Raw genomic sequence first — 16,521 nt, 5'->3', positions numbered from 1 at the left:
CGCCGTCCGCCGCGTACGGTGTCCCGCCCACGGCGTCAGCCCGCGTGCAGCATCAGCCCGATGCCCACGACGAGCAGCCCCGCGGCGGCGATCCGCGGCGCGCCGAAGCGCTCTTTGAAGAAGACCGCGCCGATGGCAGCGCCGACCAGGATGGACGATTCGCGCAGCGCCGCGATCGGGGCGAGCGCGGCGCGCGTCTGCGCCCACAGAACCAGCGCGTACGCCCCTACGGACAGCGCGGCGCCAAGGAGCCCGAGCCGGGCGTACGGCCGCAGGCGCGCGCCGGTCCGGCCACGCCGGCGCAGCCATGCGTACGCCGGGAGCAGGCCGCCCTGGACGGCCATCAGCCAGGCGATGTAGCCGAGGGAGGAGCCGGAGGCGCGGACGCCGAGGCCGTCCACGACGGTGTACGCGGCGATGGCCAGGCCGGTGGCGAGCGCGGCTGTGACGGCGGCCCAGTCGGGCCGGTGCCCGCGCAGGCCCCACAGCGCGACCCCGGTCAGGCCGGCGCAGGACAGGGCGATGCCGGCGGCGGCCCAGCCGTCCGGGACCTCGTGCGCGAGGAGCGCGGCGAGGACGGTGACGACGAGGGGTGCGGAGCCCCGGGCGATCGGGTAGGCCTGGCCGAAATCGCCGAGCCGGAAGGAGCGCATGAGCAGCGCGTAGTACGCCATGTGGAGCGCTGCCGAACCGAACAGATACGGCCAGGCGCCGGCCGCCGGGAACGCCGTGAAGGGCGCCATCGCGAGGCCGATGATCATGCCGCCGCCCGAGATGAGCGTGAAGCCGACGAGTTTGTCGGGGATACGGTGGGCCACCGCGTTCCAGCTGGCGTGGGCGACCGCGGCGAGCAGGACGGCCGAGGTGACCCGTGGTGTCACGCGGTGCGCTCGCGAACGTCGACGACGGTGGCGCCCGCGTGCCGGACCAAGGCCGCCGGTGCCATGGGGAAGACGGCGTGCGGGGTGCCGGCGGCCGCCCAGACGACCTCGTGGCCGAGCAGCGCGCGGTCGGCGAGCACCCGGGTCCGCGTGCGGTGCCCGAAGGGCGGTACGCCGCCGATGGCGTACCCGGTGGTCTCGCGTACGACGGCGGCGTCGGCCCGGGTGACCGCGTCGGCGCCGAGTTCCTTGCGCACGAGTTCCACGTCCACCCGGGACGCGCCGTCCATGAGGACGAGAACGGGCTCGCCGTCGGCGGCGAAGATCAGCGATTTGCAGATCTGGCTCAGTACGCAGCCGATCGCGGCGGCAGCCTCGGCGGCGGTCCGGGTGCCGGCTGGAAAGCGGCGCACTCGCGCCGCCACCTCCCCCAGCTCCAGGGCGTGCAGGGCTTCAACGAATCGTGGGTGGGCTCCGGGCGACGTCATGGCCGCACGCTAGCGGGGGGCGCATGAGCCGGGCGAGCGGGTTTCGGGGCAGACGGGTTCTGGCACGGGCGGGTTCGGGGGCGTACGCGCGAGCGGGCGCGCCGGGGGCGCGTGGGTGTGCCGGCGGAAAGGGCGCACGTCAGGCTGCGCGCGGCACGCGCCGCGCACGCCTGCGCGTGAACCGCCCACACGCCCACCGGCTCTCTCCCCAGCGCGCACGCCCCGCGTGCACCCCCGCTCGCACGCCCCGCTCGCCTTACGCGGGGGCGGCTCAGGAGGACGGCTGTGGCTCAGGTGCACCAGGCAGGAGACGACGAAGCCGGTGAGGGCACCCCGTCCCCACGGAGCCCTCACCGGCCGTCTCTGGGTGGCGCGGTCAGGCGCGGACCAGTTCCTTGTCGTCGTCCTGCGCGCGGTCGGCCGCCGTGCGCAGCCCCTCGCCCTCGACGTCGACGTTGGGCAGGACGCGGTCCAGCCACTTGGGCAGCCACCAGGCGCGCTTGCCCAGGAGGGCGAGCACGGCCGGGACGACGGCCATGCGGACGATGAACGCGTCGAAGAAGACGGCGATCGCGAGGCCGAAGCCGATCATCTTCACCATCGACTCGGACGAGCCGATGAAGCCCGAGAAGACCGCGATCATGATCACCGCAGCGGCGGTGACGACCCGCGCGCCGTGCCGGAAGCCGGTGACCACGGCCTGGCCGGGCGTCTCCCCGTGGACGTGGGCCTCACGCATCCGCGTGACGAGGAATACCTCGTAGTCCATGGCGAGTCCGAAGACGACGCCCACCATGAAGATCGGCATCATCGACATCACCGGACCGGTCTCCTCCACGCCCATCAGGCCCGCGAGCCAGCCCCACTGGAAGACGGCCACCACCGCGCCCAGCGCCGCCATCACGGAGAGCAGGAAGCCGAGCGCCGCCTTCAGCGGGACCAGGATCGAGCGGAAGACCACGATCAGGAGGAGGAAGGCGAGGCCGACGACGAGGACGAGGTACGGGACCAGCGCGTCGTTGAGCTTCTGCGAGACGTCGATGTTCATCGCCGTCGCGCCGGTGACGAGCACCTCGGCGTCGGTGTCGGCCTTGATCCGTGCGCCCTGGTCACGGATGGAGTGGACCAGTTCCTCGGTCGTCACGGAGGACGGCTTGGAGTCGGGGACGACGGTGATGGTGGCGGTGTCGCCCGCCTTGTTCGGAGCCGGCGCGGTCACGTTCACCACGTTGTCGAGGCCCTTGATCGTGTCGCCGACCTGCTGGAACACGGCCTGGGGGTCGTCCTTGCCCTGGGCGTCGACGACGACCATGAGCGGTCCGTTGAAGCCGGGCCCGAAGCCCTCCGAGAGCAGGTCGTAGGCGCGGCGCTGGGTGGTCGAGGTCGGCTGGGAGCCGTCGTCGGGCAGGCCGAGCTCCAGCGAGGCCGCGGGGATCGCCGCCGCACCGAGACCGAGGATGCCGAGGAGCAGGACGGTCACCGGGCGCCGTACGACGAAGCTCGCCCAGCGGGTGCCCATGTTCGGCTTGGCGTCCTGGCCCGCCTTCTTCTCGCGGCCGCCGCCGAGCAGCTTGCTCTTGGTGCCGGCGGGCATCACCTTGCGGCCGGCGTAGCCGAGCAGCGCCGGGATCATCGTCAGGGCGATGAGGACCGCGATGGCGACGGTACCCGCGGCTGCGATACCCATCTTCGTCAGCATGGGGATGTTGACGACGGACAGGCCGACCAGGGCGATGACGACGGTCAGGCCCGCGAAGACGACCGCCGAGCCGGCCGTGCCGACGGCGCGCCCGACGGCTTCCTCACGCTCGCGTCCCTGCGCGAGTTCGGCACGGTAGCGGGAGACGATGAACAGGGCGTAGTCGATGCCCACCGCGAGGCCGATCATCGACGCGAGGGTGGAGGTGGTGGAGCCGAGGTCCAGGGTGCTGGCCAGGGCGGTGATCGAGGAGACGCCGATGCCCACGCCGATGAGCGCGGTGAGCAGGGGCAGACCGGCCGCGAGCAGCGAGCCGAAGGTGATCACCAGGACGACCGCGGCGACCGCGATGCCGATGATCTCCGTACTGCCCGTCTCGGGTGTGGCCTGGAGGGCGTCACCGCCGATCTCCACGGTCAGGCCGGCGTCCCGGGCCTGCTGGGCGGCGTCCTTCAGCGCGTCGCGCGAGGAGTCCTCCAGCTCCATGCCGGAGACGTCGTACTTCACGGACGCGTACGCGATCGTGCCGTCGTCGCTGACGGCGTTGCCGGTGTAGGGGTCGGCGACGGAGGCGACCTCGGAGCCGTCGGACAGCTCCTTGACCGTCTTCTCGACGGTGGCCTTGTTGTCGGCGTCCGTCATCTTCTCGCCGGCCGGCGCCTTGAACACGACCCGCGCGGTGGCGCCGTCGGCGCTCATCCCGGGGAAGCGCTCCTCCAGCAGGTCGAAGGCCTTCTGGGCCTCGGTGCCGGGGATCGAGAAGGAGGTGTTGCCGGCCGTGGGCGCGCTGGCGGCGCCGACGCCCGCGAGGGTCAGCAGCGCCACCCATATGAGGGCGACGAAGTGCCGTCGCCGGAAGGCGAACCGGCCGAGGCGATAGAGGAACGTGGCCACAAGGGCTCCCGGTCAGGTCGTGGTTTCTCTTCAGGGCAGGGGTGATCAGGCCTTGGGGCAGGACTGATCGGCCCGACGACGTGAGCGGTCGCGTCAGGTGCGGTGAGTGGGTGGTGTCAGGCCGTACGAATGCCGAGGGCGGGGAGGACCACGGCGTCGAGGTACGACCGGATGTACGCCTGGGTGGGCGGCTGGTCGTCGAGCAGCGCCCGGGTGGCCCAGCCGCCGACCATCATGGGCAGCAGGAACTCCAGCGCGGGACAGTCGGGGGCGACCTCGCCCCGGTCGACGGCCCTCCGGACCACCTGCCGGAACCCGGACATCTCCGGCTCGACGAGCTGCTCCCGGAACGCTCTGCGCAGGTCGGGGTTGTTGTGCATCGCCATGGCGACGCCCCGCATCAGCGCCGAGTTCTGCTCCATGGTGCAGTCGTCCTCCAGCGCCACCAGGGCGTGCAGGTCGCTGCGGAGCGAGCCGGTGTCGATCTCCTTGAACTTGGCCGGGACGCTGTGCCGGATGGCCCGGACGACCAGCTCGGCCTTGCCGCCCCACTGGCGGTAGAGCGTGGCCTTGCTGGACCGGGTGCGGGCGGCGACGGCGTCCATGGTCAGGGCGTCGTAGCCGACCTCGCGGAGCAGGTCGACCACGGCGGCGTACAGTTCGCCCTCGCGTTCGGGGGTGAGCCGGCTGCGGCGTGCTGTCGCGACATCGGTCATCCCACTCACCCCTCTCCTCCGCCAAGTCCGCATGGTTGGAAGGTTCCTCAAGGTCCCTACGAGACGAAGATACCCCCAGCGCCAACGAAACGAAACGGTTTCGTACGTGCGCTGGGTCACGTCCGTGAGGGCCGCATAAGGTCCGTCCCACGAGTTGCCCGGCCCACCCTGCCGGAAAAGCATGGGGAGGTGAGCTATCTGCGCCTGCCGCACCTCAGCGGCGACCTGCTGTGCTTCGTGGCCGAGGACGACCTCTGGCTGGCCCCGCTCGACGGACCCGGCCGGGCCTGGCGGCTCACCGTGGACCGCACCAAGCTCGGCCACCCGCGCTTCTCCCCCGACGGCCGCACCATCGCGTACACGAGCTGGCGCAGCCTCGTCCCGGAGATCCATCTGGTGCCGGTGGACGGAGGGGAGGCCCGGCAGCTGACGTACTGGGGAAGTTCCGACACGCGCGTGTGCGGCTGGACCCCGGCCGAGGGCGACGACGGCCGCGGTGACGGTGGGAGCGGCGGGGACGGGGGGAGCGGCGGGGACGGGGGCGATCGGGGCGATGGAGGCGATCGGAGTGACGGTGGCCACCGGGGTGACGGTGGCGATCGCGGTGACGGCGGCGATCAGGGTGGCGGGCACAGCGACATCCTCGCCGTCGCCTCCCACGGGGAGCCCTTCTCGTACTTCACGTGGGCCTACAAGGTGGGCACCGGGGGCGAGCCGGGCCGCAAACTGCCCTGGGGGCCGGTCAGCGACATCCAGGTCGCCGATCTCGCGGGCGAACGCCGCACCCTGCTGCTCACCGGCACTCCACCGCACGAACCCGCCGCCTGGAAGCGCTACCGGGGCGGTGCCACCGGCCGGCTCTGGCTGCACGGGCAGCGGCTCCTGCCCGACCTCGGCGGGCACGTCGAGTGCCCGCTGTTCGTCGGCGACCGCATCGCCTTCCTCTCCGACCACGAGGGCGTCGGGAACCTCTACTCCTGCGCCCACGACGGCACCGACCTGCGCCGCCACACCGACCACGACGCCTTCTACGCCCGGCACGCCGCCGGCGACGGCACCCGGGTGGTCTACCAGTGCGCCGGTGACCTTTGGATCGTCGACGACCTCGCCGCCGACTCCAAGCCCCGCCGGCTCGACGTCCGGCTGGGCGGGCCCCGCGCGGGGCGGCGGCCGTACCGGATCCCGGCCGCGCAGCACGTGGACGGGCTGTCGGTGGACGAGACGGGGCGGGCCAGCGCCGTCGTCGTCCGCGGCAGCCTGTACTGGCTGACCCACCGGGACGGACCGGCCCGCACCATCACCGACCCGCCCGGCGTGCGGGTACGGCTCCCCGAGATGCTCGGCTCCAGCGGGCAGGTCGCGTACATCACCGACGCGGAGGGCGAGGACGCCGTCGAGGTGGCCCACCTGCCGCGGGCCACCGGCGGCCGGGCGCCGCGCCGGCTGGCCTCCGGGAAGCTGGGGCGGGTGCTGGAGATGGTGTGCGACCCGGACGGGGAGAGACTGGCGATCGCCTCGCACGACGGACGTCTGCTGCTCATCACGGTGAACGACGAGACGGGAGTGACCGGGGAGGCCCTCGGGGAAGGGGACGTCGGGGAAGGGGACGTCGCAGGAGAGGACGTCATGGGAGAGGCGGGGGTCACGGGGGAGGCGGCGGACGCCACCGGAGCGGCGGACGTCACGGGGAAGGCGGCGGCGCCGGGGGTGGACGGGCTGCCGACGGGGTGCGAGGGCGAGGTCGTCGAGCTGATCCGGTCCGACAACGGGCCCGTGCGCGACCTCGCGTTCTCCCCGGACGGCGCCTGGCTGACGTGGTCGCACCCGGGGATCGGTCGATCTCTGCGGCAGATCAAGATGGCCCGGATCTCCGGGGCGGCGGAAGGCGACGGCCCGTTCGTCGTGGACGTCACCAACGGCCGCTTCGAGGACGAGAACCCCGTGTTCACCCGGGACGGCCGCTATCTGGCGTTCCTGTCCTGGCGCGGCTTCGACCCGGTGTACGACGTGCACACCGGGGACCTGTCCTTCCCGCTCGGCTGCCGGCCCTACCTGGTGCCGCTGTCGTCCGCGACGCCCTCGCCCTTCGCGCTGAACCCGGAGGGCCGGCCGGCCGCCGGGGGGCTGGACCCGCTCGCGGACCGGGGCGCCGACGGCGCGGTCACCGTCGAGGCGGAGGGGCTGGAGAGCCGGGTGACACCGTTCCCGGTGAGTGCCTCGAAGTACTCGGCGCTGTACCCGGTGGCCGGCGGCGGACTGGTCTGGCTGCGCTGGCCGATCTCCGGGGCGCTCGGCGAGACCTTCGCCAACCCGGACGACACCAGTGGACGGCCCACCCTGGAGCACTTCAGCCTCACCAAGGCCAAGAAGTCCGAACTCGTCGGCGATCTGGACTGGTTCGCGGTGAGCGGGGACGGCACCCGGCTGGTCGTCGTCGACGAGGGCGAGCTGCGCGCCGTACCGGCGACCGAGGCCGGCGACGGGGACACCACCGTCTGGATCGACCTGCGGCGCATCCTGCACGAGGTGGACCCGGGCGCGGAGTGGCGCCAGTCCTACGCGGAGGCCGGGCGGCTGATCCGGGCGTACTTCTGGGAGCCGGGCATGTGCGGGATCGACTGGGACGCCGTACTGGAGCAGTACCGGCCGCTGGTCGAACGGGTGGCCTCCCCGGACGAGTTCGCCGATCTGCTGCGCGAAGTGCTGGGCGAACTGGGGACCTCGCACGCCTACGTCAGCGCCGCGCGGCGCAACGAGGGCCCGGCCCACTACCAGCGGTGGCAGGGCCTGCTCGGTGCCAACCTCGTCCGCCGCGACGGACGCTGGATGGTCAAGCGGATCCTGGCCGGCGACTCCTCCGACTCCCGGGCACGGTCCCCGCTGGCCGGCACCGGTATCCGCGAGGGCGCCGTCCTCACCCATGTGGACGGCCGTCCGGTGGACCCGGTCAGCGGACCGTACCCGCTGCTGGCGGGCGCGGGCGGTACGACGGTGGAGCTCACGTTCACCCCGGCGGAGGGCACCGGCCCGGCTCGCCGGGTCGCGGTCGTGCCGCTGATCGACGAACGTCCGCTGCGCTACCAGGACTGGGTCGCCAAACGCCGTGAAGTGGTCCGCCAGTTGAGCGGAGGCCGGTGCGGCTACCTGCACATCCCGGACATGGGCGGCTCGGGGTGGGCGCAGTTCAACCGGGACCTGCGCATGGAGGTGTCCCGGCCTGCGCTGATCGTCGACGTGCGCGGCAACGCGGGCGGCCACATCAGCGAGCTGGTCGTGGAGAAGCTGACCCGCACCATCCTGGGCTGGGACCTCACCCGCAACGCCCAGCCGATCTCCTACGCCTCGAACGCCCCGCGCGGTCCCGTGGTGGCCCTGGCGGACGAGGCGACCTCGTCCGACGGTGACATGATCACGGCCGCCTTCAAGCTGCTGAAGCTGGGGCCGGTCGTGGGGCAGCGGACGTGGGGCGGTGTCGTCGGCATGACCGGGCGGCACCGGCTCGGCGACGGCACGGTGATCACGGTGCCGATGAACGCCGCCTGGTTCGACACCTACGGCTGGTCCGTCGAGAACCACGGCGTGGCTCCCGATCTGGAGGCCCTGCGCACCCCGCTGGACTGGGCCGAGGGCCGCCACGCCCAACTCGACGACGCCGTGCGCCTCGCCCTCGACCTGCTGGAGACCAGCCCGCCCGCCACGCCGCCCGACTACGGCGGCGTACCGGACCGGTCCCGGCCGGCCTTGCCGCCCCGGGGGAGGCGGGGGGTGGGTTCTTAGCGGGTGGCTTTTTCGTAGCGGGTGGGTTCGTAGCAGGGGTCACAGCAGGGTTCACAGCAGGGGGTGGGCGTGCGGGCTGCCTGGGGGCTCGTGGTCGTCCGAGGGTCCGTCCGCGATCGGCCTGAGGGTCCGCGGTCGGCCTGAGGGTGGTCCTTGGTCGGCGTGAGGGTCCTTGGTCGCCCGGGGAGTTGCCGGCCTGAGGGCCGGCTCTCGGCCTGGGGCTCCTCGCCGAGCTGTGGGGGTGGACGCAGGACGAGGGGCGCCCTCCCGTCGGGGGCGCCCCTCGCCATGGTGTGCGCCGCGGTTCAGCCGTGGCGCGGCAGGCCGGCGAACTTCACGTCAGACATCGTAGTCCTGGTCGAAGCGGTCCTGCTCCTCGCGCTCGCGCGACTCGCGCGGCTCGCGGGTCTCGCGCGGCTCGCGGGGCTCACGGGTCTCGCGCGGCTCGCGCGGCTCACGGCCTCGCGTCATGTCCTCGTCCTCGGGGCGACGGCCACGGCGGTGGGTCTGCTCCTTGGCGTCGCTCATCTTGTCCTTGGCCTGCTGCTGCCACTGCTCGGCCTGGTCCTGGAACTTGTCCTTCATACCCATGTGGGTTCACTCCAGTGGGGGTGAGGGGGATGGGCCCCTTGTCGGGGCCTCGACCAGATTCACATGGGCGGTTACGCAACGCATGTCGATCATTCACGCACCGTAGTCGTCCCCGGTGGCGGGCGGCTCGCCGTCCACGGCGCGGGAGACGGCGCGCGGCCTCGCGACGCGCCCCTCAGGGAGTGCGGCGCGCGGCGCGCGCCTCCTCGTCGGCCTCCCCTCCGGCCCCGACCAGGCCGGTGCGCATGCCGTCCAGTCGGGGCGCGAAGCGCCTCATCTCGCGCTGTCCGACGGTCGCGATGAGCCCGGGCAGACCGCCCCGCACCCCCTGCATCCCCCGCAGCCACCACTGCCCGTACACATGGGCGGAACGCCGCTCTATCCCGGCGACGATCCGGTCGACGGCCGGACCCAGCGGATACGTCTTGTTGGCCGGCCACGGCAGCCGCTGCCTCAACTCCCGCATGACGTCGTCCTGGTCGGCTCCGCGGACCATGTCGGTGTCGGTCCAGGAGAGGTAGCCCACGCCGACCTTCACGCCCTGGTGGCCGACCTCGGCGCGCAGGCTGTGCGCGTACGCCTCCACACCCGACTTGGACGCGCAGTACGCCGACATCATCGGTGCGGGCGTGATCGCCGCGAGGGAGGCGATCTGCAGCAGGTAGCCGCGGCTCTCGCGCAGGACCGGCAGGAAGGCGCGCGCGGTGACCGCGGAGCCGATGAGGTTCACCTCGATCACCCGGCGCCAGGCGTCCGGGTCCGAGTCGGCGAAGGGGCCGCCGGCGGCCACGCCCGCGTTGGCGACGACGATGTCGACCTTGCCGAACCGCTCCTTGACCTCCCGCGCCACCCGGGCCATCGCCTCGTGGTCGGTGACGTCGGCGCGCCAGTGGTCGCTGTCGCTGTGCAGCCGTTCGGAGACCTGCTTGAGCGCGTCCGGCTCCAGGCCGACCAACGCGACCTGCGCGCCGCGCGCGGAGAGCTTGCGGGCCAGCAACTCCCCCACGCCCCGCGCCGCCCCGGTCACCACGGCGACCTGCCCCTCCAGGCTGACCCTGCTCATGCACCCTCCTTGACCTGTGTGTCGGCCGTGCGGTCCGCGTCCGCGGTGACGTACGTGGCGACGAGTTCCCGGATCTGCCGGGTCACCTTTTCGGGCGCCTCGACGGGGGTCATGTGCCCCAGCCCGGGCAACTCCGTGAGCCCTGTGCACTGCGGCAGCTCGGCGGCGAGCCGGCGGGCGTGCACCGGGGGCGTCAACCGGTCCGCCGTGCCGACCAGGACGGCCGTCGGTACGGCCAGCTCGCGCACCCCGTGGTCGAGGTCCAGTCCGGCGAGCACCTGCGACCACGCGTGGCGCACCCGGCGCGGACAGGCGTGCACGATCCGCGCGCACGCCTCCACCATGTCGGGCGCCGAACCGGCGCCCATCGTCCCGAACCTCAGGACGGCGCGCGCCAGGGGCGTGACCGGGCCGAGGGGGGCGCGCGAGCCGAGTACGCGCCGGGTCAGCCACGTCCTGGGCCGTCCCGGCCCGAGCGGGAGCAGCGTCGACTCCGCCACCAGCCGCGCACTCCCCGTACTGCACAGCAGCACCGCCGCCACCCGCGCCCGGAACGCCGGCCGCGGCGCCGCCGCCATCACGGTCATCCCGCCCATCGAGTGCCCGGCGACCACCGCCTTCTCGCCCGGCTCCAGCGTCGCCGACAGCACCGCCTCCAGGTCGTCCGCCAGCGCTTCGGTGGTGCAGGCCGCGCTCGCGGGGCTCCGGCCGTGGCCTCGCTGGTCGTAGGCGATCACCCGGTGGTCGGCGGCCAGCGCCCGTATCTGCGCCGCCCAGAACGCGGTCGAGCAGGTCCAGCCGTGCGCCAGGACGACGGGGGGCGCGTCCTGCGGCCCGTGCACCTCGACATGCAGCCGGGCGCCGTCGGCCGATGCGACGGTCAGGTCGCGGCGGGCGGCGGGCGGGGCGTAAGGTCCGGACACCACGTGCGGTGGACGGGGGCTCACGGGGCGACCTCCGTGTCGAGGGGAGCGCGCTCCTGTGTGCGGGCCTGCGCGCCGTCGTGGACGTCGGTGCGTGCGCCGTTGCGCGCGTCGCCGTTGCGCGCGTCGCCGGTCCGGGCCGCGCTGGGTGCGCCGTCGTGCGCGCCGGTCCGCACGTCGCTCTGCGCGGGGGTGCGGGCGCTGTTGCGCGCGGCGCGCGAGCCACCGGAGGGGGCGTCCGAGTCGATACGGGCGCCGGCGCGCACCGCCTCGCCCGCGCCACCGCCCCCACCGGTCCCCCCGGCGGGTTCATCGGCTTCCGCGCCGGCGGCCGTCTCAGGGCTCACGCCCCCGCGCGACGCGACGGCGCCCGCCCCGGCGCGCACTCCCGCGTCCCCGCCGTCCCCCGCGCTTCCCCGCTCCGGCGCTCTCACGACCTGGTACTCCGCGAGGTCCACCCGCCGCGTCGCCCGGCGGAACTCGCTCGTCGTACCGGGCCAGATGGTGGTGTTGCGGCCGCTCGCGTCGAGGTACCAGCTGGTGCAGCCGCCGGTGTTCCAGACCGTGCGCCGCATCCGTTCCTGCACGTGCCGGTTCCAGGCGCCCACGGCGCTCGGGCGGGCGTCGAGGGCGGCGCGGCCGCCGAGGACGTCGAGTTGGCGGAGGTAGTCGGCCATGTAGTTCAGCTGGGACTCGATCATGAGGATCATGGAGGAGTTCCCGAGGCCGGTGTTGGGGCCGATGATGGTCATCCAGTTGGGGAAGCCGGCCGCGGAGGCGCCGCGCAGGGCCTGCATGCCGTCCTTCCAGGTGTCGGCGAGGGTCTGCCCGTCGGCGCCCACCACCCGTTCCGCGATCGGCATGTCGGTGACGTGGAAGCCGGTGCCGAAGATGATGGCGTCGACCTCGGTCTCGGTGCCGTCGGCGGCGACGACGGTGGACCCGCGGATCTCGCTGAGCCCGCCGTCGACGACGTCGACATTCGGCTGGGCGAGCGCCGGGTAGTACTCGCTGGACAGCAGGATCCGCTTGCAGCCGATGCGGTAGTCGGGGGTGAGCCTGGCGCGCAGGGCGGGGTCCTTGATGGCGCGGGCGATGTTGCGCTTGGCCAGCTGTTCGACGAAGCCGAGCTCGTCGGGATGCTTGGTGAAGGCCTGGACCTGCAGCTCGCGGATGCCCCACAGCAGGCCGCGCCGCAGCCGGGCGGTGGCGGGCAGCGCCCGGTGCAGGGAGCGTTCGAAGCCGGTGATGGCACGGTCCATGCGCGGCATCACCCAGGCAGGCGTGCGCTGAAGGAGCGTCAGGCGCCCGACGACGGGCTGGATGGCGGGCACGATCTGGATGGCGGAGGCGCCGGTGCCGACCATGGCGACGCGCTTGCCGGTGAGGTCGTAGTCGTGGTCCCAGCGGGCGGAGTGGAAGACCTTGCCGGGGAAGGAGTCGAGCCCGGGTATCTCGGGGATCTTGGGGTCGGACAGCGGTCCGGTGGCGGAGACGACGACGTCGGCGGAGAGGTCGCCGCTCGCCGTCTCGATGTCCCAGCACAGCCGTTCGGCGTTCCAGGTCATCCGGTGGACCTCGGAGTCGAAGCGGATGTGGCGCCGCAGCCCGAAGGTGTCGGTGACGTGTTCCAGGTAGGCGCGGATGTGGCGCTGCCCGGAGAAGGTGCGCGGCCAGTCGGGGTTGGGCGCGAAGGAGAACGAGTAGAGGTGGGAGGGCACGTCGCAGGCGCACCCCGGGTAGCTGTTGTCGCGCCAGGTGCCGCCGACGCCGCCGGCCCGTTCCAGGACGACGAAGTCGGTGATCCCCTCACGGCGCAGCCGCACGGCGGCTCCGAGCCCGCCGAATCCGGACCCGATCACCGCCACCCGCACATGCTCGTGTTCGTGCTCGGCCATCCCGAAGCCTCCACGCGTCGCATCGGACTCTGCCAGTGAACACTGGCGCAATGGGGAGAGTAGAGGAGCTCCGTACTCATGGGTAGGGGGCGGCGCGGGAAAGTTACCGACGGTACGAACTAGGGTGCGGGCGTGGCAGACAAGCGTGAGTACCGCATGGAGGAACTGGCCCGGCAGGCCGGCGTCACGGTGCGCACCGTGCGCTTCTACCGGGAACGGGGCCTCCTCCCGCCGCCGCGCCGCGAGGGCCGCATCGCCTGGTACGACGACCACCACCTGGCCCGGCTGCGGACGATCGCGGCGCTGCTGGAGCGCGGCCACACCCTGAGCGGTATCGCGGAGCTCGCGGAGGCGTTCGACAACGGCCGGGACGTCGCCGACCTGCTGGGGGTCGGCCCCCCGAGCGAGGAGGAGCCGGTCCGTCTCACTCCGGAGGAACTCGCCGCCCGCTTCGAGGGCGAGGTGACGCCGGAGAACCTCGCGGCCGCGATGGAGCTGGGCTATCTCGGCTCCGACGGCGACACGATCGTGCACATCAGCCGCCGCCTGCTGGACGTCTCCGCCGCCCTGGTCCGGGAGGGCATCCCGCTGTCGGAGGTACTGGCCGCGGCGGCGCGGGTACGGGAGCACGCCGACGCGCTCGCCGACCTCTTCGCCGACCTGGTGCTGCACCACGCCCCCGGCCAGGACGTCCACCGCCTGCGCCCGCTGGCCCGCAGCGTCGTGGAGGCGGAACTCTCCCTCGCCCTGGACCGCAGGCTGCACCGGCCGGCGTAGCCGACCCTCGGGGCACCGGTGGGCGGGCCGGGGCGTACAGTGGCCGGACCGTACGACGGGACGGCGGCAGGAGGGGGACGAGATGGCCGGGTCGACGAGACGGCGCGGGATGCGCGCGCTGTTCACCGCCGCGTGCGCGCTGGCGCTGTTCGCCGCGGGGTGCTGGTTCGTGAGCGACCTGACCGGCACGGACCTGCCGACCGAGCGCCCCGCCTGGGACCTGGGCGGCAGCGGCCCCTGGGTCGCCTCCTACGCCCGGGGGGCGGCCGTCGGCTCGTGGGGAGCGGCGCGGGTATGCCTCGCCGTCGCGCTTCTGCTGCTGGCCCTGGAGGCCGGGTCGCAGCTCCTGGCCGCCCTGCGCGGCTTCGCCGCCCGCTTCAGCCGCCAGGCGTCCTGAGGCCGCCGGACCCGCCCCGAAGCCGCCACGCCTGACCCGAGGCCGTCGGACCCGGCCCGAAGCGACCACACTTGACCCGAAGCGACCACGCCTGCGAAGCCGCCAGGCGCGACCGAGGCCGCCGGACCTCACCCGAGGCCGCCACACCCGCCCTTCCGGCGGCGCCGCCGGGCTCAGCCGTCGTAGACCACCGTCACCGGCGCGTGGTCCGACCAGCGCTCGGCGTGGGTGGCCGCGCGCTCCACGTACCCCTTGACCGCCCGGGCGGCGAGACCCGCCGTGGCGACGTGGTAGTCGATCCGCCAGCCGGTGTCGTTGTCGAAGGCCCGGCCGCGGTACGACCACCAGCTGTACGGTCCCTCCACACCGGGATGCAGGGCACGGACCACGTCGACGTAGCCGCCGTCCTGCGCGGTGAGCACCCGGGTGAGCCACTCGCGCTCCTCCGGCAGGAACCCGGAGTTCTTGACGTTGCCGCGCCAGTTCTTCAGGTCGGCCTGCTGGTGGGCGATGTTCCAGTCGCCGCAGACCAGGACCTCGCGCCCGTCGGCGGCGGCCCGCTCGCGCAGTTCCTTGAGGTACGCCAGGAACTCTCCAATGAAGCGGATCTTCTCGTCCTGCCGCTCGGTGCCGACCTCACCGGAGGGCAGGTAGAGCGAGGCGACCGTCAGCCCCGGCAGGTCGGCCTCGACGTACCGGCCGCTGCCGTCGAACTCGGCGGAGCCGAAGCCGATCCGGACGGCGTCGGGCTCGCGCCGGGTGTAGAGGGAGACACCGGCGCGGCCCTTGGCGGCGGCGGGCGCGTGGACCACGTGCCAGCCCTCCGGGTCCCGCACGGTCTCGGGGAGCTGCCCGGGCTCGGCGCGCACCTCCTGCAGGCACAGCACATCGGCGGAGGTCCCGGCGAGCCACTCCACGAAGCCCTTCTTCGCGGCGGCGCGCAGGCCATTGACGTTCACACTGGTCACGGTCAGCACGCGGGCACGATACCGGCACACTGGACAGCGTCCAGAAATGGCCACCCTACAGAGAGCTGCATAGAAGTACAGTGACCAGCATGAATATACGTCGCGTCGCCTTCGACCACCCCCACGCCGTCCAGCTCAACGACGAGGTCCAGGCCGAGTACCACGAGCGCTACGGCGACGGCGGCGACGCCACACACCTGCGGCCGGCGGACTTCGAGCCGCCGAGCGGCGTGTACCTCGTCGCGTACGACGAGGAGGACCGCCCGGTGGCCACCGGCGGATGGCGCAGCCAGGACCGCAACGGCGAGGGCAACGAGGACGGCGACGCCGAGCTGAAGCGCATGTTCGTGATCAAGGAGATGCGCGGTCGCGGGCTGGCCCGGCGCATCCTGGCCGCGCTGGAGGAGGACGCCCGCACGGCCGGCCGCCGTCGCATGGTCCTGGAGACCGGCACCGAGCAGCCCGAGGCCATCGCCCTGTACGTCTCCAGCGGGTACGAGCCGTGCACCAAGTTCGGCTACTACCGCTTCCACGAGGCGAGCCGCTGCTACGCCAAGCCGCTCTGAACCGGCGGCGGGCGCGCCTCGGCCCGGCTCGCCTCCCGGAACGAAAAGCGGACGATGCCTCCCGGATAGGGGCCCGGCCTAGCGTGATGGATCGAGCAATCACCATCAACGTGATCAACATGCGAAATGAGACGACATGTCAAGTGACGCGATGACCGAGGCCCGTGACTGGATCGCGGCGTACACGCCCCGGCCGCATCCCGAACTCGGGCGCAGCGGTGTGGTGTGCCCGTACATGGTGAAGGCGCTGCGCCGCCGCTATGTGGACATGGTCGAGTTCGACGCCAACCGGGGCGACGAGGCGCTGGCGGCGCTGGCCCGTGAGCGGCTGGCGGACCTGCGGCGGCGCGCGGAGGAGGCCGGCAAGGACCGGATCTACCTGGTGAACATGATCGTGCCGGTGGGGCTGCCGTCCGACGAGGCCAAGGCCATGGTGGGGCGGGTGCACAACGCGCTGAAACCGGAGTGGGTGGAGGCGGGCTACATGCTGGGCGACTTCTGGCCCGACCACGAGACGATCGGCCTGCACAACGACGACTTCCGGCCGTTCACCAGCCCGTTGCCGCTGCTCGGCATGCGGCACATCGTGCCCGCGGACCTGTTCTTCTTCGTCAAGCACGAGCGCGATCCCGAGCAGCGGCTCTGGTGCCTGCGGATGTTCCGCAAGAACTTCGCCCCCGAGCTGAACGAGTACTGGACCGGGGTCCTGGAGGACGCCGAGGCGGACGTCACGCGGGAACTGGGCGCGGTCCCGCTCGCCGGCTGAGCCGGCCCACCCGGATGGGCCGGGTTCACCCGGGTGGGCCGGGTTCACCACCCCCAACTGTCCCCACCACCGCCTGCACCACCACCCCCACCACCGTCCGCATCAACCGGTCGGTGT

General features: G+C 72.9%; 13 protein-coding genes and 1 pseudogene. 5 read left to right on the top strand and 9 right to left on the bottom strand.

All coding sequences use genetic code 11. The annotated features are described in order from the left end of the window. Positions 1 to 35: 35 nt before the first annotated feature. From ACSLTV_RS11575 to ACSLTV_RS11560, 4 genes are all read right to left on the bottom strand, one after another. Positions 36 to 881 (bottom strand): EamA family transporter, encoded by an 846-nt coding sequence (locus ACSLTV_RS11575; RefSeq protein ID WP_435612057.1) that lies wholly within the window; start codon positions 879 to 881, stop codon positions 36 to 38. Continuing rightward, positions 878 to 1,369 carry a YbaK/EbsC family protein gene (locus tag ACSLTV_RS11570; RefSeq protein ID WP_432156948.1) on the bottom strand — a complete coding sequence of 164 codons (492 nt, stop codon included), beginning with the start codon at positions 1,367 to 1,369 and terminating at the stop codon, positions 878 to 880. The genes ACSLTV_RS11575 and ACSLTV_RS11570 overlap by 4 nt, the downstream gene beginning before the upstream one ends. Before the next feature lie 376 nt (positions 1,370 to 1,745). Next, positions 1,746 to 3,962, bottom strand: a complete 2,217-nt coding sequence (locus ACSLTV_RS11565; RefSeq protein ID WP_432135549.1) for an MMPL family transporter — start codon at positions 3,960 to 3,962, stop codon at positions 1,746 to 1,748. 116 nt (positions 3,963 to 4,078) lie between these two features. Continuing rightward, entirely contained in the window at positions 4,079 to 4,678 is a 600-nt protein-coding gene (locus tag ACSLTV_RS11560; protein WP_432135550.1) for a TetR/AcrR family transcriptional regulator, read from the bottom strand. A 189-nt stretch (positions 4,679 to 4,867) separates the two neighbouring features. Here ACSLTV_RS11560 and ACSLTV_RS11555 point away from each other — a divergent pair, with 189 nt between their 5' ends. Further along, a complete protein-coding gene (locus tag ACSLTV_RS11555; RefSeq protein ID WP_435612056.1) occupies positions 4,868 to 8,455 on the top strand; it encodes a S41 family peptidase in 3,588 nt (1,195 codons plus the stop codon). 339 nt (positions 8,456 to 8,794) lie between these two features. Here the strand turns inward: ACSLTV_RS11555 and ACSLTV_RS11550 are convergent, their stop codons facing one another. The 4 genes and pseudogenes from ACSLTV_RS11550 to ACSLTV_RS11535 all read right to left on the bottom strand — a co-directional run. Beyond that, complete coding sequence (locus ACSLTV_RS11550; RefSeq protein ID WP_435612055.1) at positions 8,795 to 9,046, bottom strand: hypothetical protein; 252 nt, start codon at positions 9,044 to 9,046, stop codon at positions 8,795 to 8,797. 175 nt (positions 9,047 to 9,221) lie between these two features. Further along, positions 9,222 to 10,109 carry an SDR family oxidoreductase gene (locus tag ACSLTV_RS11545; RefSeq protein WP_432156952.1) on the bottom strand — a complete coding sequence of 296 codons (888 nt, stop codon included), beginning with the start codon at positions 10,107 to 10,109 and terminating at the stop codon, positions 9,222 to 9,224. Next, positions 10,106 to 11,056: an alpha/beta fold hydrolase gene (locus tag ACSLTV_RS11540; RefSeq protein ID WP_432156953.1), complete on the bottom strand. Its 951-nt coding sequence runs from the start codon at positions 11,054 to 11,056 to the stop codon at positions 10,106 to 10,108. The genes ACSLTV_RS11545 and ACSLTV_RS11540 overlap by 4 nt, the downstream gene beginning before the upstream one ends. Positions 11,057 to 11,385: 329 nt before the next feature. Then, positions 11,386 to 12,930 (bottom strand): annotated as a pseudogene (locus ACSLTV_RS11535) (flavin-containing monooxygenase); the annotation flags it as partial. Between the two features lie 132 nt (positions 12,931 to 13,062). Between ACSLTV_RS11535 and ACSLTV_RS11530 the strand changes: the two are divergent. Together ACSLTV_RS11530 and ACSLTV_RS11525 are read left to right on the top strand one after the other, a co-directional pair. Further along, positions 13,063 to 13,707 carry a MerR family transcriptional regulator gene (locus tag ACSLTV_RS11530; RefSeq protein WP_432156954.1) on the top strand — a complete coding sequence of 215 codons (645 nt, stop codon included), beginning with the start codon at positions 13,063 to 13,065 and terminating at the stop codon, positions 13,705 to 13,707. A gap of 82 nt (positions 13,708 to 13,789) precedes the next feature. Beyond that, positions 13,790 to 14,104, top strand: a complete 315-nt coding sequence (locus ACSLTV_RS11525; protein ID WP_432156955.1) for a hypothetical protein — start codon at positions 13,790 to 13,792, stop codon at positions 14,102 to 14,104. Between the two features lie 173 nt (positions 14,105 to 14,277). On the opposite strand, the gene ACSLTV_RS11520 is transcribed toward ACSLTV_RS11525, so the two are convergent. Then, complete coding sequence (locus ACSLTV_RS11520; protein WP_435612054.1) at positions 14,278 to 15,081, bottom strand: exodeoxyribonuclease III; 804 nt, start codon at positions 15,079 to 15,081, stop codon at positions 14,278 to 14,280. A gap of 80 nt (positions 15,082 to 15,161) precedes the next feature. Here ACSLTV_RS11520 and ACSLTV_RS11515 point away from each other — a divergent pair, with 80 nt between their 5' ends. Continuing rightward, a complete protein-coding gene (locus tag ACSLTV_RS11515; RefSeq protein WP_432135558.1) occupies positions 15,162 to 15,638 on the top strand; it encodes a GNAT family N-acetyltransferase in 477 nt (158 codons plus the stop codon). 136 nt (positions 15,639 to 15,774) lie between these two features. Then, entirely contained in the window at positions 15,775 to 16,404 is a 630-nt protein-coding gene (locus tag ACSLTV_RS11510) for a DUF6875 domain-containing protein (RefSeq protein ID WP_435612053.1), read from the top strand. The last annotated feature ends 117 nt before the right edge of the window (positions 16,405 to 16,521 follow it).

This window comes from Streptomyces sp. bgisy159, assembly GCF_965341775.1.
Taxonomy (GTDB): Bacteria; Actinomycetota; Actinomycetes; order Streptomycetales; family Streptomycetaceae; genus Streptomyces.
This window is presented reverse-complemented; position numbering and strand designations above follow the sequence as displayed.